Here is a 23,474-nt window from a genome sequence, read left to right as displayed (position 1 = left end):
CGCTCCTGCATGCGCGACGGCAATTATATCATGCCGCTCGCATTGATGGCGCGTTCGTGAAGTTGATCAGGATTGGTCAGCAGTGCTGATTGACTTGGGGAGCCGTGCCGCTCGTCGCGGCTTCAGGAAAACTCGTTCCAGCTCACGCGCCGCGCGTCGACGTCGCCAAGCGTGATCGGATCGTGGATGTTGCGCACGCTCTGGAAGCCGCTACGCAGATAGATCAGCGGATCGACCGTGGTCACGGCGCGGACATGCTGGACTTCGCCGATGAAGATCGAATGGGTCTTGGTCTCAAGCTCCTGCGCCAGCACGCAATCGAACGCCGCGACGGCATCCTCCAGCACCGGGGCGCCGGTGGCGCCGGTGGTCCAGCGGCCGAAGCCAAAGCGGTCGTCGCCGTTGACGCCCTTCTGGCCGGAGAAGGTCAGCGCCAGCAGCGCGTGGTCCTCGTTCAGGAAGTTGATGACGAAATGGCGCTCCGCGCGGATGCGCTCATGCGCGCTGGCATTACGGTTGACGCAGACCAGCACCGAGGGCGGATTGTCCGACAGGGAGCAGGCCGAGGTCACCGTCAGGCCGGTGCGCTGCCCCGGCTCGCGGCCGACCGTCACCAGCGCCACTGCGCCTGCGCAATGCCGCATCGCCTGCTTGAAACTCTGTGCGTCGACCGTCATGCCCTGACCCTGATGCGAAAAACCACGCTTAAGATATGCGAGGCAGGGTGCGAGGCAAGCCCCGCACCCCGCCTATCTGTCATGCAGCCTTCTCGAACTCGGCGCCGAGATGCTTGAGCCGCGGCATCACCTCGTTCTTGAGCAGGTCCAGCGAGTGCCGCCAGGCTTCCGGCTTGTGCTTGTAGTCGAAGCCGAACACGCAGAGCACGCCGAAGCCGCCGACCTCCCGGTAGATCTTCTCGATCTTCTCGGTGACGGTCGCGGGCGAGCCGACGATCCAATTCCGGCGCGCGCAATATTCGACGGTGACGTCGCTGTCGGGCACGTCGGGGGCGTGCTTCAGATAGTCCTTGAAGCCGAAATGGCCGAGCAGCGGCAGGAAATACTCGCCCATCATCCGGCCCATCATGTCGCCGGTCGACAGCCTCCACGCCTCCTCATCGGTATCAGCCACGAACACCTCGCGCACCAGCCGCCAATCCTTGCGGCTCGGCTTGCGGCCGGTCTTGGCCGCGCCGGCTTCCACCGAGTCCCAGTGGCTGCCTACATAGGCCGGGTTGAGGTTCAGGCTCATCGGGATGAAGCCGCGCTCGCCGGCGAGCTTGAGCGTGTCGGAATTCTTCGACAGGCCGGCGACGCCGATCGGCGGATGCGGCGCTTGCTGTGGCTTGATGTGCGGCTTGAGGAAGTCGAACATCGTGTCCGGCTTCGACACCGTCCAGTACTTGCCCTTGTGCGTCCACGGTCCGGGCTCGGACCACATCTTCAGGATGATCTCGAGCGCCTCGCGGGTCATGTCGCGGTTCTGGCCCGACATGCCGTCGACGTTGAACATCGCCCAGTCGCTCGGCAGGCCCGAGGCCGCGACGCCGAAGTTCAGCCGCCCGTTCGAGAGATGGTCGAGCATCGCCACGCGGTTCGCGAGTTCGGCCGGGTGATGATACGGCAACAGGAAGCCGCCGGGTCCGATGCGGATGTTCTTGGTCTGCAGCAGCGCCTGCGCGACCAGGAGATCGGGCGACGGGTGCGGCTCCCACGGCGCGGTGTGATGCTCGCCGATCCAGGCTTCCTGATAGCCGAGCTCGTCGAGCCAGCGCAGCGTCTGCAGGTCCCAGTCGTGGCCCTCCTTCAATCCGCACTCCGGCGGGTGCGAGGGCATGGTGAAGTAGCCAAGCTCCATGTGCGTTTCCTTCCTTCCCTTGAGATTCAGTCATGCAATGCGTCTTGCCGCGCATTCGAAGATGCGTTGAGCAAGCGCTGTGCCAGCGTGGAAATCGCAGGAGAGGAGGAGAAAGGCGGCGTTTTCGGCCAAGTGCGAGCCATGCCTCGGGTCCAGCGAGGCCCTTTGTCGTCTCATCGTCGCGAGACGGTGTCGCAACCGTGAGACGCGCAACACGCTCAGCAGTTACGGCGAACTGGGATCAAGCTGGAGCGGCCGCCGCCAAGGGACTGTGCTCCCTCTCCCGCTTGCGGGGTTGGGGTGGCGGTATCTCAGCGAGTCACATCGTGGAAAGAGTCCCCACCCGGATCGCATCTGCGATGCGATCCGACCTCCCCCGCAAGCGGGAGAGGTGGAGCAAGATAAAGGGATCAGCCCGCGGCGCGGCGCGGCAGCTTGTTTGTATCCAGCTCGGAGGGCGCGGGAAGCTGCATCAGGATGGTCTGGCCCATCGAGGCGATCTCAATGCCTTCCTCCTGGAAGCGCCGCTTCATGCGGCGGTTGAACTCGCGCTGTACCGACCAGCGGCCGCCGTCGGTGCAGCGGATCTGGCCGACGATGGTCACGACCGAGCCGTCGACCTTGTCGACGCCCCACAATTCGAGATCGCCGCGGATCAGCGCGCGATACGCCGTCTCCTGGCGCATCCCGGCGACGATGTCCTTCAGCACCTCGCCGGCGCGATCGGTGTCCTCCTTGTAGGACACGTTGACGCTGACCGCGGCATTGCCGGCACCGCGGCTGGCATTGGTGATCGTGGTCACCGCGCTGAACGGCACGATATGCACCGAGCCGTCGCCGGCGCGCAGCCGCATGGTGCGGATCGAGACGTTCTCGACCACGCCCGACAGGCCCGACACCGTGACGGTGTCGCCGACTTGCACGGTGTTCTCGAGCAGCAGGAACAGCCCGGTGATGAGATCCTGCACCAGCTTCTGCGAACCGAAGCCGATCGCGATGCCGACGATCCCTGCGCCGGCGAGCAGCGGCGCGACATTGACGCCGATCTCGCTGAGCGCGGTGAGCCCGACCACCGCGACGATGATGCAGAACAGCGCGGTGCGCAGCATCGGCTGGAAGGTGCGCAGGCGTGCGGCGCGGGCGAAATGCCCGTCGCGCGACAGCGTATCGATCTGCCGGTCCATCAACGCATTGGCGACTTCCCAGATCACGGCCGCGGCGAGCGCGGCAATGCCGATCGTCACCAGGGCCGAGATCAGGCGAGAGCCGATCTGGCCGCCATAGAACCAGACGACGGCATCGACGCCCCAGACCTCGAGCAGCGCGACGAAGCCGACCACGGCGATCACCGCCGTGACCACCTTGCGCAGCAGCGGCAGATAGCGGTTGGCGCGGGTCTCGAGCCCCGGGAAGCGCTGCATCAGGTCCGGGCTGATGCGGAAGCCGCGATCGATCAGGCTCAGCACCACCATGGTGACGAGGCGGGTGACCAGCAGCACCGCGACGGTGCCGACGAAATATTGCAGCAGCAGCGAATAGCCGTTGCGGATGTTGAGCGCCCACACCGCCCACAGCGCGAGATCGAGCGCGATCGCCAGCACATGCCACAGCGAAGCGAGACGATTGCGCGTCCGCGCCGCAAGGCCGGTGCGATCGGCCGGCGCGCGGATGACGTCGGCGACCTGGCGGCGGCATTGCAGGATGATGACGACGATGAAGAGGTGCACCACCAGCATCACAAGCCGGAGCAGCGCGGCGTAGCCGGCGTGGGACAGCCCAAGCAGCAATGCGACATTGGCCAAGCAGATCCCCGAGACCCCGACGGCGACGATGCGCCGCGCCCATATCTCGATATAGGCCGCGGTCTCGGCACGAACGCGGATCAGGCCGAACGGGCCGGCCAGCGCGCGCACCGCACAGATCAGCGCGCGCGAGAAGGCATAGGCGTTGATCACCGCGAGGATCACGAGCCGCGTGGTCGACTGATTGCCGATCTCGGTGCTGAGCAGCGCGGCGGCCACGCTGAGGAACACGACCACCGGCAGCAGCTCGAGCACGAGGCGCCCGAGCACGAAAGGCAGCCGGACCAGCGACTGCCAGGCCCGCGCCAGGCTGAGCCGGCGGCGATGCAGATCGCCCTCCGGCGTGACGTCGGCAACCGACGACGGCGGATCGGCGCTGGCGAGCGCCTGCACCGGCACGCGCGCGGTCTGCGGCAGCCGCGCTTCAAGGAACGCGACCGGCCGCTTGATCAGGCGGAACACCACCCATTCGGCTGCCAGCGCGCAACCGAGCACCAGCGCCAGCTTCCAGGCGATGTCGATCATGAGGCCATAGGCGGCCGGATCGTTGGCGGTGCGCAGGAACCAGTAATAGAACGCCGGGAAATGCGTCAGCGTGCGCGCCACGTCGGCGACCTCGCGCGACATCTCGCCGACCTGCTCCGAGACCATCAGCAGAAGCTGCGCGCCGAGGCTGTCCGCGCTGAGCGGGATCGGCGAATGCTGCTCGGACGCCGGCTGCGCGGCCGCCTGCGGCGAGGCATTGGCGATGGCGCGCAGCGTGTTGATGATCTCGCCGCGCTTCTTGTCGTCCTGCAGCGTCTCGAGCGCACGCTTCGCCTGCTCCGGCGTCAGTGCGTCGCTGGTACTCGGTTGCGGCGGCGCCGGCTTGGCAGCCGGCTGCGCAAGCGCGGGCGAGACGAACAGGGTGAGGATGAGGAGAAGCGCAAAGCGAAGTTTGTGCGACACGAGGGCCTCTTATTAAAATAATTGCGCGACCGCAGATCCCCGGGGGGACTCTGCTCTCGCGCTCGCGCCATGTCGGATCGCCCCTTTTCGCCTTGATGATGTGTCGGAAGTTTGCTGCTGCGACGACCATCTCTTGGCATTTGCCGCAACACAATCGTCACAGGTGTTGAGCGGCGTTTACGCATGCGGGCGTTCGGGGCCGAGCCGGCCGATCGGCGCGCCACACGCCAGGGCTGAGGCGGGATAATCTTTCGCTTGACGCACAGCCGCCGCCATGATGTTCTTATTTTGTTCTTATGGTTTCAGTTGCGTTTCGGAGGCCTCATGCACGACGTCTTTGCCGATGACGGTCCGGTCCAGCTCTTCATTCACGACGACGGCGAGACGCCGCTGGAGTTCGTGCAGGACCTGCTGCGCACGGTATTCGGGAAATCCCAGCAGGAAGCCATCGCTACCGCTGCACTGATCGAGGCCAGGGGCGCTGTTCCGTGCGGCCCCTATCCGGGCGCCGTCGCTCGAGCAATGTTCAACAGCGCCAAGTGGCTGATCCGCTCCAACGGCCACCCGTTGATGATCACGAGCGAGTCCGCCGATGCCAGCCGCCCCTGCGATCTGTGCGAAGCCCCGAAGGCCGTGACGGAGATTATTCTCTCCGGCACGACGGCCTCGCTATGTACGGACTGCCTGCTCGCCGCGCGTCGCAGCTCGGAAGAATTGCCGAGCCACGAGTTTCGATACGCCTTTGTTGCGCTCGACTGGCATTTCGCCGGCGTGTCGCGCAACCTGATCGTGACGCGGGCACGCCAGTTTCCAGGCCACATGCGTGCCGACGTTCAGGTCGCGATCGACAGACTGCTCACCGACCCGATCCACTTCTTCGGGATCCATGAGGAATACCGCTACGAGACGATTGGATTTGCGTCCTTGATGAAGGACAGCCGCAATGCGCCGGCGATCGCACCTCCTCAGTACCAGGACGTCGATATCGGCGAGCCCGAGCCGGTGAAATGTCTCGTCAACGGTTTGTGGCTGTGCCGGTCCGGCACGCTACGCTACGCCGTGCTGCTGACCTATCATCGGGAATATGACCGCGAACCCGCCGTTCGGATCGAGATCGCTTTGCCGGCGGGCACGGCCGGCGATGCCTTCGTACAGCCGACCTTTGCCGCGCTGGAAGCCGCTGTCCACGCCGCGCGATCCTACCGCGGCAAGATACTCTCGCTGGAGGGTGGTTCGGACTATCGCGGCCGTTCGCGCGGCGTGACCGTGCATCGCCTGCCGACAGTTGCACGCGATGACGTGATCCTGCCGGAGCGGACACTGCGGCTGCTCGACCGCAACGTGCTCGGCTTTGTCGAAAGCCGCGATCTGCTGCGCAAGCTCGGGCAGTCGACCCGCAAGGGCATCCTGCTCTACGGCCCGCCCGGCACCGGCAAGACCCACACCATTCGTTATCTCGCCACCAACCTGCCTGATCACACCACGCTGATCATCACCGCCGAGCAGGTCGGCCTGCTCGGCGCTTATATGAACCTGGCCCGCCTGCTGCAGCCGACCATGGTCGTGATCGAGGATGTCGACCTGATCGCACGCGACCGCGAGGACATGGGCGGGCCGTGCGAGGAATCCCTGCTCAACAAGCTGCTCAACGAGATGGACGGCCTGAAGGAGGATTGCGACATCCTGTTCCTGCTGACCACCAACCGCCCCGAAGAGCTCGAGAGTGCGCTGGCCGGCCGGCCCGGCCGCATCGACCAGGCGATCGAGGTGCCGCTGCCCGACGAGACCGGGCGCGGCAAGCTGATCCGACTCTATGGCAAGGGCCTGCCGCTCGAACAGCCCGTCATCGACGAGGCCGTACGACGCACCGAAGGCGTCAGCGCCGCCTTCATCAAGGAGCTGATGCGCCGTCTCGCCCAGGCCAGCATCGCTGGCAATGGCGGCGGGCACGTCACCGCCTCCGACCTCGACGGCGCGGTCAGTGAAATGCTGTTCGACGGCGGCCGGCTCAACGCCAAGCTGCTCGGCGGCGCGCAGGGAATGAGTGCGGGGTGACGAAGGCACAGCGCATCCAAGGCGGATTGCCGCTTTCCCCTATCTCAAAAATGAGATATCCTCCGCGATGTCCTGGAGCGTCGAAATCCTCAACGAGGTCGTCGTGGAAGATATCGCGGCGCTACCAGCCGACATGCAGGCGCGTTTCATCCGCCTTTCAGAGCGCATTGCTGCCGCTGGGCTGGAAAGTCTGGGTGAACCGCATGTGAAGCATTTGGTCGGCGCGTTGTGGTCGTCCGCGCGTTCGTGAAGAAGTCCCAGAAGACGCCACCGGGTGAGGTTGAGTTGGCGCTGCGGCGGGCAAAGGAAGTCACATGACGATACCGTTCGAAAAGCTCAAGGCGCGCCTGTTGGCCAATCCGAGGGTCCGGGCGGAATACGATGCGCTCGCGCCTGAGTTCGAAATCGCTGCCGAGTTGCTCAAGGCGCGTCAGCGTGCGGGACTGTCGCAGTCCGAGCTAGCAGCCAAGATGGGCACTAGCCAATCAACCATCGCCCGGCTCGAAAGCGGCCAGACGCTTCCAAGTACCAAGACGTTGTTGCGATTTGCCAAGGCAACCGGCAGCAAGTTCCAGATCCGGCTCTTGGCAGCGTAACGCTCTGCCAAGGCGGCAGACAGCACGGCTAGCCGATCACTTCGCCGCTGCCGGCAGCAGCAGGTCCCGCTCCCCCCGCGCGACGCGTGCAAGCTCGTCGGACATCCGCGTCAGCACGCCCTCCCAGGCCTGCGGTCTGTCCTGGCGGAACAGCCGCATGGTCGGATACCACGGCGTGTCGGCGCGATCGCGCAGCCAGCGCCAGTCGAGCGCATAGGGACACAGCATCCAGACCGGACGGCCCAGCGCGCCGGCGAGATGCGCCACGGAGGTGTCGACGGCGATGACGAGATCGAGCGCGCAGACGGCCGCGGCGGTGTCGGCGAAATCACCGAGCGTCGGTGCGAGGTCGACAACATCAGCACCAAGACGGCGCAGAACCGGGGCATCCTCCGGCCGCGGCTCCTTCTGCAGGCTGTAGAGCTGCACGCCTGGTGTGACCAGCCGCGGCAGTACGGCATCGGCCGGCAGCGAGCGCTGGCGGTCGCCCTTGTGCCTGGCATTGCCGGCCCAGACCACGCCGACCTTCAGCGCGGACACGCCGGCGAGCGCCACGCGCCAGCGCGCGAGCTTGAGGGCGTCCGCCTGCAGGTAGGAGACCGCCGATGGAATGGTCTCGACGGTGGTGCGGAAGATCCGCGGCAGGCTCAGCAGCGGCAGTTGCAGGTCGAACGGCGGCAATGGCTCGCCGCGCGCGAACACCGCGACATCGGGCAGCATCGGCCGCAGCAGCGAGACCAGCGCCGGCTGTACCTGCAGAATGATCCGGCCGCCTCTGCCCGCCAGCATCGGCACATAGCGGACGAAATTGATGGCGTCGCCGAGCCCGTATTCGGCAAACAGCAGCAGCGTGCGTCCCGCCAGCGGCTCACCCTGCCATTCCGGCTCGTCGAACACCGGATCGCCTTCGCTGAGCATCCTGGTCTTGCGGCGCCACTGATACTCCTCAAAACCCTCCTCGAACTCGCCGTTCATCAGGAGGAAATGCGCGTGGTTGTAATGCGCCAGCGGCTGCTCGGGATCGAGCGCGATGGCGCGGCGCGAGGCCACCAGCGCCGCATCGATCTCGCCGGCATTGCGCAGCGCGACCGCAAGATTGGCATGGCCCTTGGCGTAATTGGGTTCGAGGTCGATGGCGCGCCGATGCGCCGCGACCGCCGCCTCGACCAGATTCTGCGCCTCGAAGATGATTCCAAGATTGGTGTGCGCGGCGGCATAGTCCGGCTTGAGCGCCAGCGCCAGTTCGGCGCAGGCGATGGCGTCGTCGACCTGTCCGAGCTCGAACAGGCAGGCGCCGAGATTGTTGAGGATGACGTGATCGGACGGATCGCGGGCCGAGACCTGCCGATAGATGCGGACCGCCTCCTCGCGCTCGCCCAGTTCGTGCAGCACCATGGCCAGCAGGCGTCGCGGCGCGAAATTGTCGGGCTCGACCGCGATCGCGCGGCGATAGTGCAGGACCGCGTCCTCCAGCCGACCCAGGCGGTAGAGGGCCGCACCGAGGCCACTATGCAGCCCGGGATGATCGGGATCCGCGCCGAGCCCGCGGCGATAAGCGGTGGCGGCGGCGTCGTGCTTCTTCTGATCGGTCGCATTGCCAAGGTTGAGCCAGACGCCGCGATAGGCCGGATCGCGCGCGATCACCTCGCGATAGGCCTGCTCCGCCTCGACCGGCCGCTGCTGCCCGGCCAGCGCAACAGCGAGGTTGAACCGCGCCCGCGTCAGGCCGCCATCGAGTGCGATCGCGCGGCGAAACGCCGCCTCGGCCTCGTCGAAGCGTGACAACTCGCACAGCGCAACGCCGAGCTTGATGTGCAGGCCGGCATCCTTCGGCCGCAATGTGACGCCGCGCTGGAACGCCGCCACCGCGCCCTCGTGCTCGCCCTTCACGGCGAGCGCATCGCCGAGCGTGGCGAACGCCGGTCCGTGATGCGGATCGAGGCTGAACACCCGGTTCAGCAGCACCGCGCCCTCCGCAGCGCGATCGGTCACGAAGGCGATGACGGCGGACAGATGCAGCGCCGGAATATGGTCGGGATCTGATGTGAGGATGTCGCCGCACAACGTGCCGGCCTCCGTCGCGCGGCCCGCACCATAATGCGCCACCGCATCCAGCAACATCCGATCAACAGCCACACTGCCCACGATACCGCCCCCGCCTCTCAAGACCCCGATGGGGATTAAACGGGCGGCGCCGCCAAATCCGGCACGCGAATCCCCATTGAAGAATCATGACCCGGGTGCAAGCCCTGATCTCCTCTCCTTCCCCCTGAAACGAGGAAGGTCGGGATGGGGGTCAGCCACACGCACTGCTGCTCGCGGAGAGAGTCGATCCCCACCCGCGTTGCTCTGCCGAGCAACGCGACCTCCCCTTTTCGAGGGGAGCTGACGCCCGCCATCGCCCCTCTTGACGTCTGGCTCATCATGTAACATGTAAAGTTACATGATACGCGATAGCCGTCTATCTGGTGTCCTGCATGGCCTGCTCCACATGATCGGAGCGGGCGAGCCGGTCACATCGGAGCAACTTGCCCAGGCGATGGCCACCAACCCGGTGGTCGTCCGCCGCGTGATGGCGGGCCTGCGCGAGCAAGGCCTGGTACGCTCCGAGAAGGGCCATGGCGGCGGCTGGACGCTGGCGCGCGATCCCGCCGACATCACGCTGGCCGACATCTATCGCGCGGTCGGCGCGCCCACGATCGTCGCGATGGGCCATCGCTCGGAAAATCCCGGCTGCCTGGTCGAACAGGCCGTCAACGATGCGCTGTCAGATACGTTTCGCGAGGTCGAGGCGATCTTCCTGAAGCGGCTCGGCGCGGTGACGCTCGACGCGCTCGCGAAGGATTTCAAGCGCCGGCTCGCCAAACACAAACAAAGTCTCGAGGACCAGATTCATGCAGCAAAGTGAACAGGCGAAACCGCTTCCGTTCAACGATCCCGCGCACTGGGACAAGATGGTCGCGACCTACGAGGCGCAGTCGCAGCCGTTCACGACACACTTCGCCGAGGCCGCCGTCGCGATGCTCCCGATCGGCCCGTCATCGAAGGTGCTCGACGTCGCCACCGGTACGGGGGCCGCGGCGCTTGCGGCCGCGCGCAGGGGCGCCGACGTCACCGCGATCGACTTCTCGGCCGGCATGGTGGCACGGGTCCGCGCGCATGATGTGGCGAATATCGCGGCGCGGCAGATGGACGGCCAGGCGCTCGATCTGCCGGATGCGGCCTTCGACGCGGCGGTGTCGGTGTTCGGCGTGATGCTGTTTCCGGATTGGCGCGCCGGACTGCGCGAGATGGCGCGGGTGACACGATCAGGCGGATCGGCGGCGATTGCGGTCTGGAAAAGCGCCGACGGTGCCGCCGTGCATCTGCGGCTCTCGCAGATCATCCGGCGGCTCTATCCCGACAACGTCACGCCGATGCCGTGCACGGGCCTCGCCGAACTCGCCGATCCCGGCCGCCTCAGTGCGGCGGTCGTCGCGGCCGGCTTCTCCGATCCTGTCGTCGCCGAGATCACCCACGACTTCAAGCTCCATGTCGCCAATCCTGCCGACGTCGACAAATTGTTCGAGTTCATGCCGCATTGGAGCGGGCTCGATGCAGAGCAGAGCGCCGCCGTTGCACGCGCCTTCCGGAGCGAGATCGAGCGAGGCCGGATCGGAGACACCTTCGCGATTCCCTCGACCGCACTGATCGCGACGGCGCGGCGGCGCCAGCGCCACGCGTAGCAATCGCCGCAGATCAATTGCGGATTGGAGCACGCTAGTGCTTGTCGTCGTCCTTGTCTCCGTCACTCGGCGGCTGCAGGCCGGGGCTGTTGGCCCAGCGGTCGAGGTCCTCGATGACCCGCCGGTGGCTCGGCCGCAGCGACGGCGGACCGCCGGGCTCTTGCGACAATTTCCGGGGCAGCTTGACCTGTTCTGGCATGATGAGGCTCCAGAGCTGGGTGGCGTGCGGGCCATTCGCAGCGACCGTGACGCGATGCGTGGATCGCCGGCCGCGACGGAGGCGCGAAGATTATTTGTGATCTGACGGCTTCGCTGATGTTGCGACCGGCTGCGCAGGCGCCGCCTGCTCCCACGGTGCCGGCAGGATGACCCGCGCCGGCGGCAGGGTCTGTGCGGCACGCTGTACACCGGCATTCACATGCGCCGGCTGCGGCTCGTCGCCGGCGTTATCGGCGCGCGCGACGGCGATGGAGATGCCCAGCGCCAATACCGCGAGGCCGAGTCCCGCGCCAATCGAGGCAGCAACGACGCCGGTCCGCAGCCTCTTCAGGATGGCAAGATGAGATGAGGTCATCGCAACTGCTCCTCACGCAATACACATGGTTCGGAGCCGTGCGCGACGCTAAAGCGCGATGTCGCGCTTTAGCCTTTTGCTTGAGCACGATCTCCGCGCAAACGCTACGCGTTTGTCGCGAGGGAAAACCGCTTCGCACTTTTCCGCATCATGCTTAGCGCCGCGCACGGCTCAAGGCGGTGATCAGGTCTTGATGTCGGCCGGCAGCTTGCCGCCATTGGCGGCGAGCTTGGCCATCACCTGCTGATGCAGCCAGACATTCATGGTGGCGGTGTTGTTGGTATCGCCGGTGTAGTGCAGCTCCTTGGCGAGCTCCTTGCGCGCAGCAAGGCTGCTGTCGAGGCCAAGCGCCTTCAACAGGTCGACGATCGAGGTGCGCCAGTCGAGCTTCTCGCCGGTGGCAGCCGCCGCCTTGTCGACGATCGCCGCGACGTCGACCGTCTGCGCCGCGGATGTGCCGGATGCCGGCGATGCAGATGCAGACGTTGACGTCGATGCCGGCGAGGTGCCGGGTGCTGCCGTCGCTGTGGTCTCAGCGGTTTTAGCCTGGGCACCGTGGCCGAAGATTGCACCCATGATGCTTCCAAAAATGCTCATGTCCTCTCACTCCGTACGCCCGGGACACCGTTGGTCCCGTGACTGGTTCCAGTGACGCGTGGACGATAGGCAGGCCATTGGCCGAGCGGAAGATGACCATCGTCACTATCGGAGTGTGGGACGGCGTGGTGCATTCGGGGAGAGATTCGTGCGGTCATGCACCGCATGTCGCGCGCGTTTCATCGTACGCCCCACGTGCGATGAAGTCAGCCGTCCCGGCCCGATTCGCCAGCCCCGAGAAGTCGGGACGGCTGACACAAACCTGTGCGGAGTTATGTGAACCAGAGCGTTTTCGAGCGAAGTGGACACCGGTTCGCGTGAAGAAAACGCGTCAAAACAAGAATCTAGAGCATTTTCGGTTCTGATTCAATCAGAACCGAAAATGCTCTAGAGCTGACGGCGGCGAATGGTCTGGGCGAGCTCGACAAAGCATTCGGCAATGCCGACGCCGGTCTTGGCGCTGACCGGCTTGACGCTCGACTTGGCGAGTTCGGCAATCGCGCCGGCGCTGCCGGCGGCTTCCGGCAGGTCGATCTTGTTGAGCAGCGCCCGGTAGGGCCGGCCCGGGAATCGCTCCTCGAAACCGCGGACCAGCTCGACCATGCGGGTCACGGTCTGCGGCCGCGTGACATCGGACACGATGATGGCGGCGGATGCACCGGTGACATAGACGGTGTCGAAGATCTGCGTGCCGAAATCGCCGTCGGTGTCCCACAGCACGAGGCGCATCGGATCGCTGCCATCCGCCGGCGCCACATCATGGCTCAGGATCTCGACGCCCAGCGTCGATTTGTACTGGCCCTCGAACCGGTTGTAGATCAGCCGATAGAGGATCGACGTCTTGCCGACCCCCATATCGCCGAGCAGCATGACTTTTGCGGTGAGCATCAGCGGGCCATTTCGCCTCGATAGACCGTCTCGAACGCCACGCGGCGGTTGCCGCCGGCGGTGGCGTCGAGCCGGTCGGTGATCGGCATCGTCGCAGCGCGCGACACCAAAATCAGCCGCGACGGGTCGACGCCGAGCGCGGTCAACCTGCGCTGCACCTGCTCCGCCCGCTTGCGCCCGAGCGTCTTGTTAGTGCCTTCGGTGCCGCTCTGATCGGCGTAGCCGACGATCCGCAGCCTGAGATCATTGTTCGTCAGCAGCCCGGCGAGCTCGCGCAGCTGCTGCTCGGCCTGGTCGTTGTCGAGGAATTCGTCTGAATTGTTGACGAAGAAGACCGCGGTCGAGGCGATGAAGCGGTCGAGCCGCGCCGCCGGACCGTCGGCGACGGATTGCAGCTTCGCAGCCTGCTCGCTCAACTTCGCGTACTGCTCGCCGAGCTTGTCATACTGCGCGGCGAGAGCGGCATATTTCTGGTCGCCCGACTTCGCCTGCGCGCCCGTCGCTTCGCGCATCTGGTCGAGGCTCGCCTGCAGGCGCGTCAGGCTCTGCTGCAGGCCTGCAATGCCGGCCTGCGATGCCGCCGCCTGGTCCGGCGTGGACACCAGTCCGATGCGGTCGATGACCTTGTACGGCGCCGCGGCCGCAGCGAGCGTGTCGATCAGTGGCGCTGTCTCAAACTGACTGGGCTCGAGGCCCGACACGGCCACGCTTGCGTTGCCGTGATCGAACTCGAGCCGCAGCGGGAACGTGGCCAGCAGGGGCTGCTTCGCGGCGAGCTGCTCCAGCGCGGCATGGGTCCGCCGCTCCAGCAGCGCGCGCGTCACCGAGGTCACGGCAAAATAAAGCAACAGCGCGGCGACAGCGGCGAGCACGGCGAACAGGATCACCTTGCCGCGCCGGCTCGCGATCCGCCGCGGCGTATCGTCGGTCTCGATCGCGGTTGCGAGCGAGGCGAGCATCGGCCCGTCGCAATCCGCGCCGCGGTCGATGCGCTCGATCGCATCGAAGAACAGCGAGTTGATCCTGGCGTTGTCGGCGGGACGCAGCGGCCCCAGGCACTCCGCCGCCAGGATGAAGCGGGGCGAGGCGCGCAGCGCGAGCTGCCGACCGCCGAAATCGAGCGTCTGCAGATTGCCTTCGCCGGCCAGCGCCTGCACGGAGAATTCGAGGATTGCCGCAACCATGGCGCTGAGCAGGTCGGCGCGCTCGTCGACGGTCGCCTCGCGCTTCCAGTCGGCGACCAGGCGGCCATTGCCGCGTTCGATGATCAGGAGCCGGTTGATCTGCGGCGGACCATCGGCGAGCACGAACTCGCTGATCGGACGTCCCGTCACCAGCGACTTCACCCGCCCGACCCACAATTGCGCCGAGGTCAGCGCATTGATGCGCTGCTCGAGCGAGGCAACCAGTTCCCTGAAAGCATTAGCGACCGCGGCGCTGACCAGCCGGCCGACGATCGGATAGAGCGCCTCGATCATCTGCTCGCGCGAATTCTTGATCTCGCTGCGGATCGCGGAGACCACGACCGGCGCAATCGCGGTGGCGAGCTCGCGCGGCCGGTTGACCTCGGCGCGCTCCAGCGCCTCCACCAGAATGCCGGCAGTTGCCGTCTCCAGGCGATCGGCGTTGCCGACATAGCGCTGCAGCGAGTCGAGGTCGGCCTCCAGCGACGTCAGACGCGTCGCCTCGGGCTGAAACAGCAATGTCCTGAGCTGCTCGATCTCGCGATTCTGGCCGGCAGCGGCTGCCATGCTATTTGCCCGTGCGGCCGGATCCCAATCCGCTGATCGCAGCGCCGAGCTGGGTGATGGCCGCACCGACATCCTTCAGCGAGTCGAGGCGCTTCTGCTCGGTATCGCGTTCGAGGTCGGAGAGCCGCGCCTGCAGCGCGGTGAGCTCGTTGGTGAAGTCCGCCTGCATCTGCTTCAGCGAGGCCTGCATCTCCTCGCGCAGACCCGAGAGGTTGGTCTCAATCGAGCGTTGCGCGCCGCCGAACAGGAGATCGCGGACCTGATCGATTGCCGCCATGCCATGCGCCGCGGCGTCCGCGCCGTTGCCAGCCGCCGCGTTTGCCAGTCCATCGGTATCCTTGGTCTGGCGCTCGATACCCTTCATGGTCATTCCCTGTTTAGTCAAAGCCGCGCAATCCGGACCTGCCGTGTCAAAAAGCAAATCCGAAACAACCCTATAGCCAATTTTGTCGGCGCGGCCCAGAGAAACGCGAGCAATCTCAGCCGGATCAACCGCGTGGTGTGCGATTGGAGGCAATTGTTTTTAGTAAGTTATTGCCTTTATTGCCAGTTCCGTACGGTTCTTGACCTGGCATTTTTCCAAAATGGTGCTGACATAGTTCTTCACCGTGCCCTCGGCCAAATGCAGCCGTTCACCGATCTCGGTATTGCTCTTGCCCTCGACGATCAGCGTGAGAATTTCATTCTCCCGCGCCGTCAGCCCGTCGCGAACCGGCAGCTTCGCCGAGACGCGCGGGCCGCGCAGCCGCTTGAACTCGTCGAGGATGCGCGCGGCGACGCTGGGCGACAGCCCGGACTGGCCGTTGATCACCGCGCGGATGGTCGATGCGATCTCCTCCATCCTGGCGTCCTTCAGGAGATACGCCTTGGCGCCCGCGCTGACCGCCTCGAAGATCAGATCGTTGGTCTCGAATGTCGTCAGCACGACGATATGGGTCTGCGGCAACTCGCGCAGAATCCGCTGGGTCGCCGCGATGCCGTCGACACGCGGCATCTGCAGGTCCATCAGGATGACGTCCGGCCGATAGCGCCGCGCGAATTCGATGGCCTGCTCGCCGTCGGACGCACCGGGAAGGATCTCGAAATCGTCGTTCTGCTGGGCAAGCAGTGTGGCGATACCTTCCCTGATCAGGGTCTGATCCTCGGCGATCAGCACCCGCACCTTCTCAATTATGCTCACGGGCTTCAGTCATCCTCTCGAAGGTCCAGTTGTCTTGCTGGTCGCGTTTTCTTGACGCGAACCGGTAGCCACTTCGCTCGAAAACGCTCCGAATGCGCGGCAACGACATCAATCGGCCAGCAGGCCGGCAGACGCTGCCGGCGGCACCGCCACGGGGAGCGATATCCGGACCAGCGTTCCCTGTCCGGGCGCGCTCTCCACCGCGCAGCTTCCGCCGACGAGTTCAGCAAATTCGGCCATCCCGATCAATCCGAAATGTCCGGGAGTGGGCACCGCGAGATCGAAGCCGCGGCCGTCGTCGCGGATCTCGACAACGAGCTTGCGACCGACCGCGGCCGGCGCCTCGAAGGCGTGAAACGAGACACGGTGTGCCTGCGCATGTGCCTGAACATTGCGCAATGCCTCGCTGAGGATGCGTTGAACCGTCAAGCCGCAATCGCGCAAGCCCGGACGCGCCTCTTCGTCGATCTGGATCGACACCCTGACGCCGCTGCGCGCCGCGAAGTCGCTGAGCAGTCCCTCGACGTCGGGATCAAGCTTCAAATCGTCGGGCGTGCGCAGGCGATCGATGGCCTCGCGGGCACGCGAGAGTCCGCTCGCTGCTGCGTCTTCTGCGGTTGCAAGGCTGTCCGCCACGCGCGCCGGGTCGGCCGAAAGATAATGCCTGATCAGCCGGATCTGGGTCAGCAGCGCCACGATCGAATGCACCAGCGTATCGTGCAGGTCGCGCGCCAGCCGCAGCCGCGTCCGCGCCAGCGAGGCAAAACGCACTTCCGCGCTCGCCGCCTCGAGCTGCTGCTCCATCAGGCGGCGGGCCCTGCGCTCGCTGCCGAGCAGCGTTTCGACCTGACGTCCCGCGAAGTCCGGCATGGCGATGACGAAGTAATGCGACTGCGCGCCGTTCCACAGCACGACCGCCGTCATCGGCTGCGCGATGTCCGGCGAGGCACCGCGGACACCGGCCAGTGCGATCATGTCCCGCTGGCCTGCGGCAAGCGCCGCCAGCTCGGCCTCCATGCCGACCAGCAGCATGCATGCGCAACAATCGACGCCGATCGCGGGAAGCCATTCGACCAGCCGCCCGATCTTCCGCTGCATGCTTCGGTCGGCACCGATGACGGCGAGACCGATGACGTCGGCTCCTGCCGCCGCAAGCAAATCCGCGCTCAAATCGATCATGCGTTGCCCATCAACTCAGCGAGCAGCCCACTCTGCCGTAAGCCGGCAGCGGCCGCAAACGAATATGACTTTCGTCATAACTGATCCTGACTTTCGTCAGATGCCGCCGCCGCTCGAAATGCGGTTCTGTCGTACGAATGAGCAACAGCGCAAGCCATGATGTGCCACATGCCGGCGTCCATGGCGATGCCGGCCGGGCGCCGCGCCTCGCGGAAGGTCGCGCCAGTCGGCCGGAGTGTGAGCTGACAATGAAGGCCGCGCCACGGAAATCGTTGGGTATCGAGCTCATGTTGGCGGAAGCGGAAAAGCCTGCGCGGCGCCGGCGCATGAGCGCGACCCAGAAGCTGGCGTTGCAGGAAGCGCTCGCCGGCCGCCTGCAGCTCTACCCGCGCGGATATGCCGCGAGCAAGACCGGCCCGTTCCATTCACGCCGCGCCATCCTGGGACTGGTGCGCGCCGGCCTGATGACCCTCAGCGCGACCGCGCGCTATGCGGCGGTGACCAAGCGCGCACGGGACATGTACGCGGCGCCGGCGACCAGCGAGAGCGAATAGCACGCGTCATCGAGGTACTGCGCACCTCCGACCGAGCCTAGTCCGGCAGGGGCGCGCCCCAGGTCGCCGTCACGTTGCCGCCAAGCCTCGGATTATTCAAAGGCCTTCTCGAGCTGAGAATTGGCGGCAAGCGCGGATCGTGAAACCGGGCGTAATACGGCTCCATCCAGGCAAGGTCTCCCTGAAACGTCCAGGGGAAGAGCTGCTGCGGAACGTTGGTGAGAGCGCCGAAGCTGCGCTCGTCCTGCACCGCGCGAACGACCAGGTCCGCGAGCCGACGGATCGCTCCGTTGTTCTCCGCATAGAGGTCGACCTTCCGGCGGCTTGCCAGCTCGGCGCAGAACACCAGCGGGATCAGCGCGAAGTTGTGGTAGTGCAGCGCGCGCTCGCCACGCTTCAACTCGCGTTCCAATTCGCCGTGGGCGCCGATGTCCCTGATGCCCTGACGCGCCCGGGAAATGCCGGCATCGACCAGATCACCGCGATCCGTCAGGGTGCCGATCGACATCAGATCGAGCCCTGCCCAATAGACCAGATTGTTGTCGAGATGGTTGATGCGATCGGCATCGCGGGTTTCCTCGGCAATCCGGATCAGCCATGGTTTGATTTGCTGGAAACGGTGATCGGCCTTGGTCGACGCGTTGGGGAAGCGCAGCAACGCCAGCGCGAAATCGGTCCCGGCCCAGGAGCGTTCGAAATCGCCCTGATAATTCGCGCCGATCGTCAGCAGCGCACTTCCGTTGGCCCAGCCTGCGAGCAAGTCCATGACGCAATCCAGATCGCGTTCATCGGCGGCCTTGTTGACCTGCGCAATGAACGCATGCAGCGGCTTGATGGCTTCCGCGTAACCGCCTGCATCCCGGTAGAAGCCGGGCGGGTCGACCGATGTCAGCGCCGGTGGCGCCTCGCATGTCCGGGCCACTGCCGGCTGCGCGAGGCAAGCAAGGACGATCGATACGCCGACCGCCGTTAAACGAACATCAAACTTCATTCCAAACAACTCCGCGAGCCACCGCGGAGACGAGACGCCGCGTCGTGAGCGCCGGCGCAGTCATCGACATACGCGCGCAACAGACAACCAAATCTAATGTGATGCGCACCAGAACCGAGTTCAGCTGCGGTTCAGATCTTGAAGCATCGTCCAACAATGCTCTGCCGGGCGCTGACGATCACGGGAATATGAAGGTAATCTGCGAAGACAATCTTTACAGATTACCTTCATATATGCAAGGATGACCGGCATGAACAATTCAGCGGCCCGTAACGGATCAGCGCGCACATCGGCGCTCGCCGAGGATCTTCGTTTGTTGATCGGAACGCTGAAGCGCCGGCTGCGTGAGCAGGGGCAGCGTGAGGATCTTCCGCCGTCCCAGGTCGCGGTCCTGCTGCGCCTCGAAAGGGACGGCCCCGCGACCGTGTCCAGTCTGGCGCGGTCTGAAGGGATGCGTCCGCAGTCGATGAGCTCGGCGATATCAGCGCTCGAGGCCGCGGGCCTGGTGCGCGGCGCGCCCGATCCGGACGACGGCCGGCAGACCATCATGTCGCTCACCGATAGCTGCCGCGAGCGGCTGCGCACCGGCCGTGCCGCGCGGCAGGACTGGCTGTCGCGCACCATCGCCGCGCGGCTGTCGGCGCGGGAGCAGGATGAACTCGCCGCCGCCGTCGGCCTGCTGAAACGGCTGGTCGCGGATTGATGCCGGCCGCGCCGCGCAATTGTGGAAACAGGAAGCGATCATGGCTCTGACGACGCTCGATCCGATCACCGCCCTCATTGTCGTCGATCTGCAATCAGGGCTCGTCGGAGCACCGTTCGTGCATCCGTTCGGAGACGTCGTGGTTCGCGCCCGCGCCCTCATCAATGCGTTTCGACGGCATGGACTGCCGGTCGTGCTGGTCAATGTCGACGGCACGGCACCCGGACGAACCGAGCGGCCGCGCCACAGTGGGCAATTTCCCGACGGCTGGACCGATCTGATTCCGGAGCTCGACCGGCAGCCGGGCGACATCGTCGTGACCAAGCGGACGTGGGGTGCGTTCGCCAGCACCGATATTGAGAAGCAGCTGCGCGCCCGCGGCGTCACGCAGGTCGTGGTAGCCGGCGTTGCGACCGGCACCGGCGTCGAATCCACGGCACGGCAGGCCTACGAAGCCGGCTTCAACGTCACGCTTGCGATCGACGCCATGACCGATGCGCGGCCGAACGCACATGACTACAGCATCGAACAGGTGTTCCCGCGGCTCGGCGAAACCGGCTCGACGCAGGCGATCATCGATCTGCTTGAAAGGACCAATGCGCATGAACTGGCTTGACCTCGTCGCCTACTTTTTCGGCGGCGCCTTCCTCACCAACGCGATCCCCCACGTCGTCGCCGGCATGATGGGCGAACCGTTCCAGAGCCCGTTCGCGAAGCCGCCCGGCGAGGGCCTGTCGTCATCGACCGTCAACATCGTGTGGGGCTTCTTCAACCTCGCCGTCGGATATCTCCTGGTCTGCCGCGTCGGCGACTTCGGCTTGAGAACGACAAGCGACGTCGCAGCGCTCGGTCTCGGCGGCCTGCTGATCGGCCTGTTGCTGGCGCGGCGGTTCGGACGGTTTCACGGCGGCAATGAACCACAGAGACCATGAGACGCGTCTTTCGATCGCTCACAAGCTTCAACTACCGTGTCTGGGCGGCCGGCGCGCTGGTGTCCAACATCGGCACCTGGATGCAGCGCGCCGCCCAGGACTGGCTCGTCCTCACCCAGCTGACGCAGCATAGCGCATCCGCCGTCGGCATCGTGATGGCGCTGCAATTCGGGCCACAGCTATTATTGATGCCGTGGAGCGGCTTTGCCGCCGATCATTTCAACCAGCGTAAGCTCTTGATGGCGACCCAGGCGACGATGGGCGCGCTCGCGCTGGCGCTTGGGATTCTCACTGTCACCGGACTGGTGCAGCTCTGGCACGTCTATGTGTTCGCGTTCCTGTTCGGCTGCGCGGCAGCGCTCGACGCGCCGGTGCGCCAGACCTTCGTGGCCGAGCTGGTCAGCGACACGAACCTGTCGAACGCGATCGCGCTGAACTCGACCTCGTTCAATGCCGCGCGGATGATCGGCCCCGCCGTCGCCGGCCTCATCATCGCCTCCGTCGGCACCGGCTGGGCGTTCCTGTTCAACGGCGCTTCGTTTCTTGCGGTGCTGACCTCGCTGACCCTGCTGCGCACCTCCGAGCTGCGTCCGAATGCGCGGGCCCATCCCACCAAGGGCAGCGTCATGCAGGGTTTCCACTATGTGTGGTCCCGCCCCGATCTCCGGGCGACGCTGATCATGCTGTTCCTGATCGGGACCTTCGGACTGAACTTTCCGATCTTCATTTCCACCATGGCGGTCGGCGTGTTCCACACCGATGCGCGCGGCTTCGGCCTGCTGTCGTCGGTGATGGCGCTCGGCACGATGTCGGGCGCGCTGCTGGCCGCGAGCCGCGATCAGCCGCGATTCTCTTCCCTGATGCTGGGCTCTGCGATCTTTGGCCTCGGCTGCACGCTCGCCGCACTGGCGCCGAGCTATTGGCTGTTCGCCGCCGCGCTCGTCGTGATCGGCGTCGCCGCGCTGACCGTCACCAACACCTCGAACGCGCTGATGCAGCTCTCGACCGAGCCCGCGATGCGCGGCCGGGTGATGGCGCTGCGGCTCGGCGTGGCGCTGGGCGGCACGCCGATCGGCGCACCGATCGTCGGCTGGGTCGCCGATCACCTCGGCCCGCGCTGGGCACTCGGGGTCGGCGCCGCCGCCGGCTTTGCCGCCGCGATCGTGGCCCTCGGCATGCTGTCGCGGGCAACCGCCGAAGCCGGCCATGGCAGCCTGCCCCCGGCGGAGTGAACCAGGGTCTCCTTCGGACGTGTGACCAGTCGCGTGGCAGTATCTGCGTCATTGCGAGCGAAGCGAAGCAATCCATCTCACCACTTGTGGAAACGTGGATTGCTTCGTCGCTAACGCTCCTCGCAATGACGGTATTAGACGCCTTGCAACACATCAGACGAAGGCGCTCAGTCCCGTGATCGACTTGCCGACGATCAGGGTGTTCATCTCGCGGGTGCCCTCATAGGAATAGATCGCCTCGGCATCGGCCACGAAGCGGCCGATATGGTTCTCGAGCAGGATGCCGTTGCCGCCCAGCAGCTCGCGCGCATAGCCGACCGTCTCGCGGCATCTGACGGTGCAGAACGCCTTCGCCAGCGAGGCATGCTCGTCCAGCATCACGCCCTCGTCCTGCATCTGCCCGAGCCGCAGCATCATCGCCTGCGTCGTGGTGACGTTGCCGAGCATCCGGACCAGCAGATCCTGCACCAGCTGGAAGCCGCCGATCGGCCTGCCGAACTGCTGCCGCTCGGTCGCATAACGCAGCGCGTGCTCATAGGCGCCCATTGCGCAGCCGACGGCAAACCACGCCACGCCGGTGCGGGTCATGCGCAGCACCTTGGCGGTGTCCTTGAAGGAGTTGGCGTTCTGCAGCCGGTCCGCCTCGGGCACGCGGCAGTCCTTCAGCGTGATCAGGCCGTTCTGCACCACGCGCAGCGCCATCTTGGTCTTGATCTTCTCGACCGAGAAGCCCGGATTGTCCTTGGCTACGACAAAGCCCTTGACCTGGTTCGAGCCTTCCTCGCGCGCCCAGATCACGTTGATGTCGGCGAAGGTGGCGTTGCCGATCCACTTCTTCTGGCCGTTGAGGATCCAGACGTCGCCCTCGCGCCGGCAGGTGGTCAGCATCCCGCCCGACGTCGCTGAGCCGACCAGCGGCTCCGTGAGACCAAACGAGCCGATCTTCTCGAAGCGCATCATCGCAGGCAGCCAGCGCTGCTTCTGCGCCTCGTCGCCGCACAGATAGATCGAGCCCGCCGAAAGCCCGGTGTGCACACCCCAGAAGGTCGCAACCGAGGAATCGACCCGCGCCAGCTCCATCGCGACAAAGCCGTTCAGCAGCCAGCTGCCGCCGGCCGCGCCATAGCCCTGGTAGCCGACGCCGCCGATGCCGATTTCGGCCATCTTCGGAATGATCGCGAACGGAAATTCGTCGCGGCTCCAGAACTCCTCGATGACCGGCGCGACCACGCCCTCGGTGAATGCGCGCACGCGCTGCACCAGCGCGCGCTCCTTGTCGTTGAGGACGGTGGCAATCCCGTAGAAATCACCATTGATCGGCGGCGGCGCGTAATCGGGCTTGGGTGGCCGTGTCGCCTGCGCGTTAGCCATGGTATGCTCCCTGATGCATGGCGATGCTTCGCCCTTATCGCGCTCCCGACAGGACCCACGCCCTGCCGGGATTCATCTCAACGTGACGTCAGGTTGGCTTGTTCGGGCGGACGCTGGCGCGGAACTCCTCGAAATTCTCCTTCATCCGGTCCTGGATGATCTTCACCGCTTCCGTGGTCGACTGCCGCGCCGTCGACGCGCTGTCCTGCGCGCCCTTGACCGCGATATCGAACACCTTTCGCGCGAACTCGGTTTGCAAGGCGAGGTTCTCATGAATCTTGCCGAGCGGTTTGTACTCGCGCGCCAAGGTCGAGGCCTCGCGCAAGCCCGCCTCAATCACCTCGCGCTGCTTCTGCGCCACCGATTGCGCGCCCTGGGCCGCAACCTTCGCGCTCTGGCCGAGCGCCTCGAGGTTCTTCTTCTGCGCCTGCAGCAATTCGTCCACGTTCAGCTTCGGCAAGCCGAGATCACTGCCGAACTTCCGCAGCATATCGATGTAAGAGGTATTGTCGGTCACGATATCCTCCCTGGTGGCTGTG

The 23,474-nt window shown here is 65.5% G+C and carries 26 protein-coding genes; 11 read left to right on the top strand and 15 right to left on the bottom strand.

What is annotated here, in order from left to right; genetic code table 11:
• Window positions 1–122 precede the first annotated feature (122 nt).
• The 3 genes from HU230_RS36520 to HU230_RS36510 all read right to left on the bottom strand — a co-directional run bounded on the left by HU230_RS36520 (window position 123) and on the right by HU230_RS36510 (window position 4,607).
• Window positions 123–677 (bottom strand): flavin reductase family protein, encoded by a 555-nt coding sequence (locus HU230_RS36520; protein ID WP_176534046.1) that lies wholly within the window; start codon window positions 675–677, stop codon window positions 123–125.
• A gap of 79 nt (window positions 678–756) precedes the next feature.
• A complete protein-coding gene (locus tag HU230_RS36515; RefSeq protein ID WP_176534047.1) occupies window positions 757–1,857 on the bottom strand; it encodes an LLM class flavin-dependent oxidoreductase in 1,101 nt (366 codons plus the stop codon).
• A 410-nt stretch (window positions 1,858–2,267) separates the two neighbouring features.
• Window positions 2,268–4,607 carry a mechanosensitive ion channel family protein gene (locus HU230_RS36510; RefSeq protein WP_176534048.1) on the bottom strand — a complete coding sequence of 780 codons (2,340 nt, stop codon included), beginning with the start codon at window positions 4,605–4,607 and terminating at the stop codon, window positions 2,268–2,270.
• Window positions 4,608–4,931: 324 nt separating this feature from the next.
• Here HU230_RS36510 and HU230_RS36505 point away from each other — a divergent pair, with 324 nt between their 5' ends.
• The 4 genes from HU230_RS36505 to HU230_RS36495 all read left to right on the top strand — a co-directional run bounded on the left by HU230_RS36505 (window position 4,932) and on the right by HU230_RS36495 (window position 7,258).
• The gene (locus HU230_RS36505; RefSeq protein WP_176534049.1) at window positions 4,932–6,662 is read left to right on the top strand and encodes an ATP-dependent Clp protease adaptor ClpS; all 1,731 of its coding nucleotides are present in this window, start codon (window positions 4,932–4,934) and stop codon (window positions 6,660–6,662) included.
• Between the two features lie 67 nt (window positions 6,663–6,729).
• Complete coding sequence (locus tag HU230_RS36500) at window positions 6,730–6,912, top strand: type II toxin-antitoxin system RelE/ParE family toxin (RefSeq protein ID WP_338077326.1); 183 nt, start codon at window positions 6,730–6,732, stop codon at window positions 6,910–6,912.
• Entirely contained in the window at window positions 6,891–6,980 is a 90-nt protein-coding gene (locus tag HU230_RS43895; protein WP_338077325.1) for a type II toxin-antitoxin system RelE/ParE family toxin, read from the top strand. The genes HU230_RS36500 and HU230_RS43895 overlap by 22 nt, the downstream gene beginning before the upstream one ends.
• Window positions 6,977–7,258 carry a helix-turn-helix domain-containing protein gene (locus HU230_RS36495; protein WP_176534050.1) on the top strand — a complete coding sequence of 94 codons (282 nt, stop codon included), beginning with the start codon at window positions 6,977–6,979 and terminating at the stop codon, window positions 7,256–7,258. The genes HU230_RS43895 and HU230_RS36495 overlap by 4 nt, the downstream gene beginning before the upstream one ends.
• Window positions 7,259–7,294: 36 nt before the next feature.
• Here the strand turns inward: HU230_RS36495 and HU230_RS36490 are convergent, their stop codons facing one another.
• The gene (locus HU230_RS36490; protein ID WP_176535254.1) at window positions 7,295–9,379 is read right to left on the bottom strand and encodes a tetratricopeptide repeat protein; all 2,085 of its coding nucleotides are present in this window, start codon (window positions 9,377–9,379) and stop codon (window positions 7,295–7,297) included.
• Window positions 9,380–9,701: 322 nt separating this feature from the next.
• Here HU230_RS36490 and HU230_RS36485 point away from each other — a divergent pair, with 322 nt between their 5' ends.
• Complete coding sequence (locus HU230_RS36485) at window positions 9,702–10,166, top strand: Rrf2 family transcriptional regulator (RefSeq protein WP_176534051.1); 465 nt, start codon at window positions 9,702–9,704, stop codon at window positions 10,164–10,166.
• A complete protein-coding gene (locus HU230_RS36480; RefSeq protein WP_224943961.1) occupies window positions 10,153–10,983 on the top strand; it encodes a class I SAM-dependent methyltransferase in 831 nt (276 codons plus the stop codon). Before HU230_RS36485 ends, HU230_RS36480 begins: the two co-directional genes overlap by 14 nt.
• 34 nt (window positions 10,984–11,017) lie before the next feature.
• Here HU230_RS36480 and HU230_RS36475 read toward each other — a convergent pair whose 3' ends face one another.
• The 8 genes from HU230_RS36475 to HU230_RS36440 all read right to left on the bottom strand — a co-directional run bounded on the left by HU230_RS36475 (window position 11,018) and on the right by HU230_RS36440 (window position 17,152).
• A complete protein-coding gene (locus tag HU230_RS36475) occupies window positions 11,018–11,182 on the bottom strand; it encodes a hypothetical protein (RefSeq protein ID WP_176534052.1) in 165 nt (54 codons plus the stop codon).
• A gap of 90 nt (window positions 11,183–11,272) precedes the next feature.
• Entirely contained in the window at window positions 11,273–11,557 is a 285-nt protein-coding gene (locus HU230_RS36470; protein ID WP_224943951.1) for a hypothetical protein, read from the bottom strand.
• A gap of 183 nt (window positions 11,558–11,740) precedes the next feature.
• On the bottom strand, window positions 11,741–12,154 hold the full coding sequence (locus HU230_RS36465) for a DUF3597 domain-containing protein (RefSeq protein WP_176534053.1): 414 nt from the start codon (window positions 12,152–12,154) through the stop codon (window positions 11,741–11,743).
• Window positions 12,155–12,541: 387 nt separating this feature from the next.
• Window positions 12,542–13,042, bottom strand: a complete 501-nt coding sequence (locus HU230_RS36460; RefSeq protein WP_176534054.1) for a Rab family GTPase — start codon at window positions 13,040–13,042, stop codon at window positions 12,542–12,544.
• Window positions 13,042–14,793, bottom strand: a complete 1,752-nt coding sequence (locus tag HU230_RS36455; RefSeq protein ID WP_176534055.1) for an OmpA family protein — start codon at window positions 14,791–14,793, stop codon at window positions 13,042–13,044. Before HU230_RS36455 ends, HU230_RS36460 begins: the two co-directional genes overlap by 1 nt.
• Window position 14,794: 1 nt before the next feature.
• Window positions 14,795–15,157 (bottom strand): hypothetical protein, encoded by a 363-nt coding sequence (locus HU230_RS36450; RefSeq protein WP_224924685.1) that lies wholly within the window; start codon window positions 15,155–15,157, stop codon window positions 14,795–14,797.
• Between the two features lie 159 nt (window positions 15,158–15,316).
• A complete protein-coding gene (locus HU230_RS36445) occupies window positions 15,317–15,973 on the bottom strand; it encodes a response regulator transcription factor (RefSeq protein ID WP_176534057.1) in 657 nt (218 codons plus the stop codon).
• A gap of 108 nt (window positions 15,974–16,081) precedes the next feature.
• Window positions 16,082–17,152 carry a sensor histidine kinase gene (locus HU230_RS36440; protein ID WP_176534058.1) on the bottom strand — a complete coding sequence of 357 codons (1,071 nt, stop codon included), beginning with the start codon at window positions 17,150–17,152 and terminating at the stop codon, window positions 16,082–16,084.
• A gap of 326 nt (window positions 17,153–17,478) precedes the next feature.
• Here HU230_RS36440 and HU230_RS36435 point away from each other — a divergent pair, with 326 nt between their 5' ends.
• On the top strand, window positions 17,479–17,706 hold the full coding sequence (locus HU230_RS36435; RefSeq protein WP_224943948.1) for a hypothetical protein: 228 nt from the start codon (window positions 17,479–17,481) through the stop codon (window positions 17,704–17,706).
• Between the two features lie 37 nt (window positions 17,707–17,743).
• Here the strand turns inward: HU230_RS36435 and HU230_RS36430 are convergent, their stop codons facing one another.
• On the bottom strand, window positions 17,744–18,697 hold the full coding sequence (locus HU230_RS36430) for an alginate lyase family protein (RefSeq protein ID WP_176534060.1): 954 nt from the start codon (window positions 18,695–18,697) through the stop codon (window positions 17,744–17,746).
• Window positions 18,698–18,947: 250 nt separating this feature from the next.
• On the opposite strand from HU230_RS36430, the gene HU230_RS36425 reads away from it, so the two are divergent.
• From HU230_RS36425 to HU230_RS36410, 4 genes are read left to right on the top strand one after another with little or no spacing between them, the layout of a single operon-like run.
• Entirely contained in the window at window positions 18,948–19,400 is a 453-nt protein-coding gene (locus tag HU230_RS36425) for a MarR family winged helix-turn-helix transcriptional regulator (protein WP_176534061.1), read from the top strand.
• A 40-nt stretch (window positions 19,401–19,440) separates the two neighbouring features.
• Complete coding sequence (locus HU230_RS36420) at window positions 19,441–20,016, top strand: isochorismatase family protein (RefSeq protein WP_176534062.1); 576 nt, start codon at window positions 19,441–19,443, stop codon at window positions 20,014–20,016.
• On the top strand, window positions 20,003–20,332 hold the full coding sequence (locus tag HU230_RS36415; protein ID WP_176534063.1) for a hypothetical protein: 330 nt from the start codon (window positions 20,003–20,005) through the stop codon (window positions 20,330–20,332). The genes HU230_RS36420 and HU230_RS36415 overlap by 14 nt, the downstream gene beginning before the upstream one ends.
• Window positions 20,329–21,564 (top strand): MFS transporter, encoded by a 1,236-nt coding sequence (locus HU230_RS36410; RefSeq protein ID WP_176534064.1) that lies wholly within the window; start codon window positions 20,329–20,331, stop codon window positions 21,562–21,564. Before HU230_RS36415 ends, HU230_RS36410 begins: the two co-directional genes overlap by 4 nt.
• 153 nt (window positions 21,565–21,717) lie before the next feature.
• Here the strand turns inward: HU230_RS36410 and HU230_RS36405 are convergent, their stop codons facing one another.
• Both HU230_RS36405 and HU230_RS36400 read right to left on the bottom strand, forming a co-directional pair.
• Window positions 21,718–22,935, bottom strand: coding sequence for an acyl-CoA dehydrogenase family protein (locus HU230_RS36405; RefSeq protein WP_176534065.1), 1,218 nt, complete (start codon window positions 22,933–22,935; stop codon window positions 21,718–21,720).
• Window positions 22,936–23,023: 88 nt separating this feature from the next.
• On the bottom strand, window positions 23,024–23,452 hold the full coding sequence (locus HU230_RS36400; RefSeq protein ID WP_143046799.1) for a phasin family protein: 429 nt from the start codon (window positions 23,450–23,452) through the stop codon (window positions 23,024–23,026).
• Between the last annotated feature and the right edge of the window lie 22 nt (window positions 23,453–23,474).

It is taken from the genome of Bradyrhizobium quebecense, from assembly GCF_013373795.3.
GTDB classification, from domain to species: domain Bacteria; phylum Pseudomonadota; class Alphaproteobacteria; order Rhizobiales; family Xanthobacteraceae; genus Bradyrhizobium; species Bradyrhizobium quebecense.
This window is presented reverse-complemented; position numbering and strand designations above follow the sequence as displayed.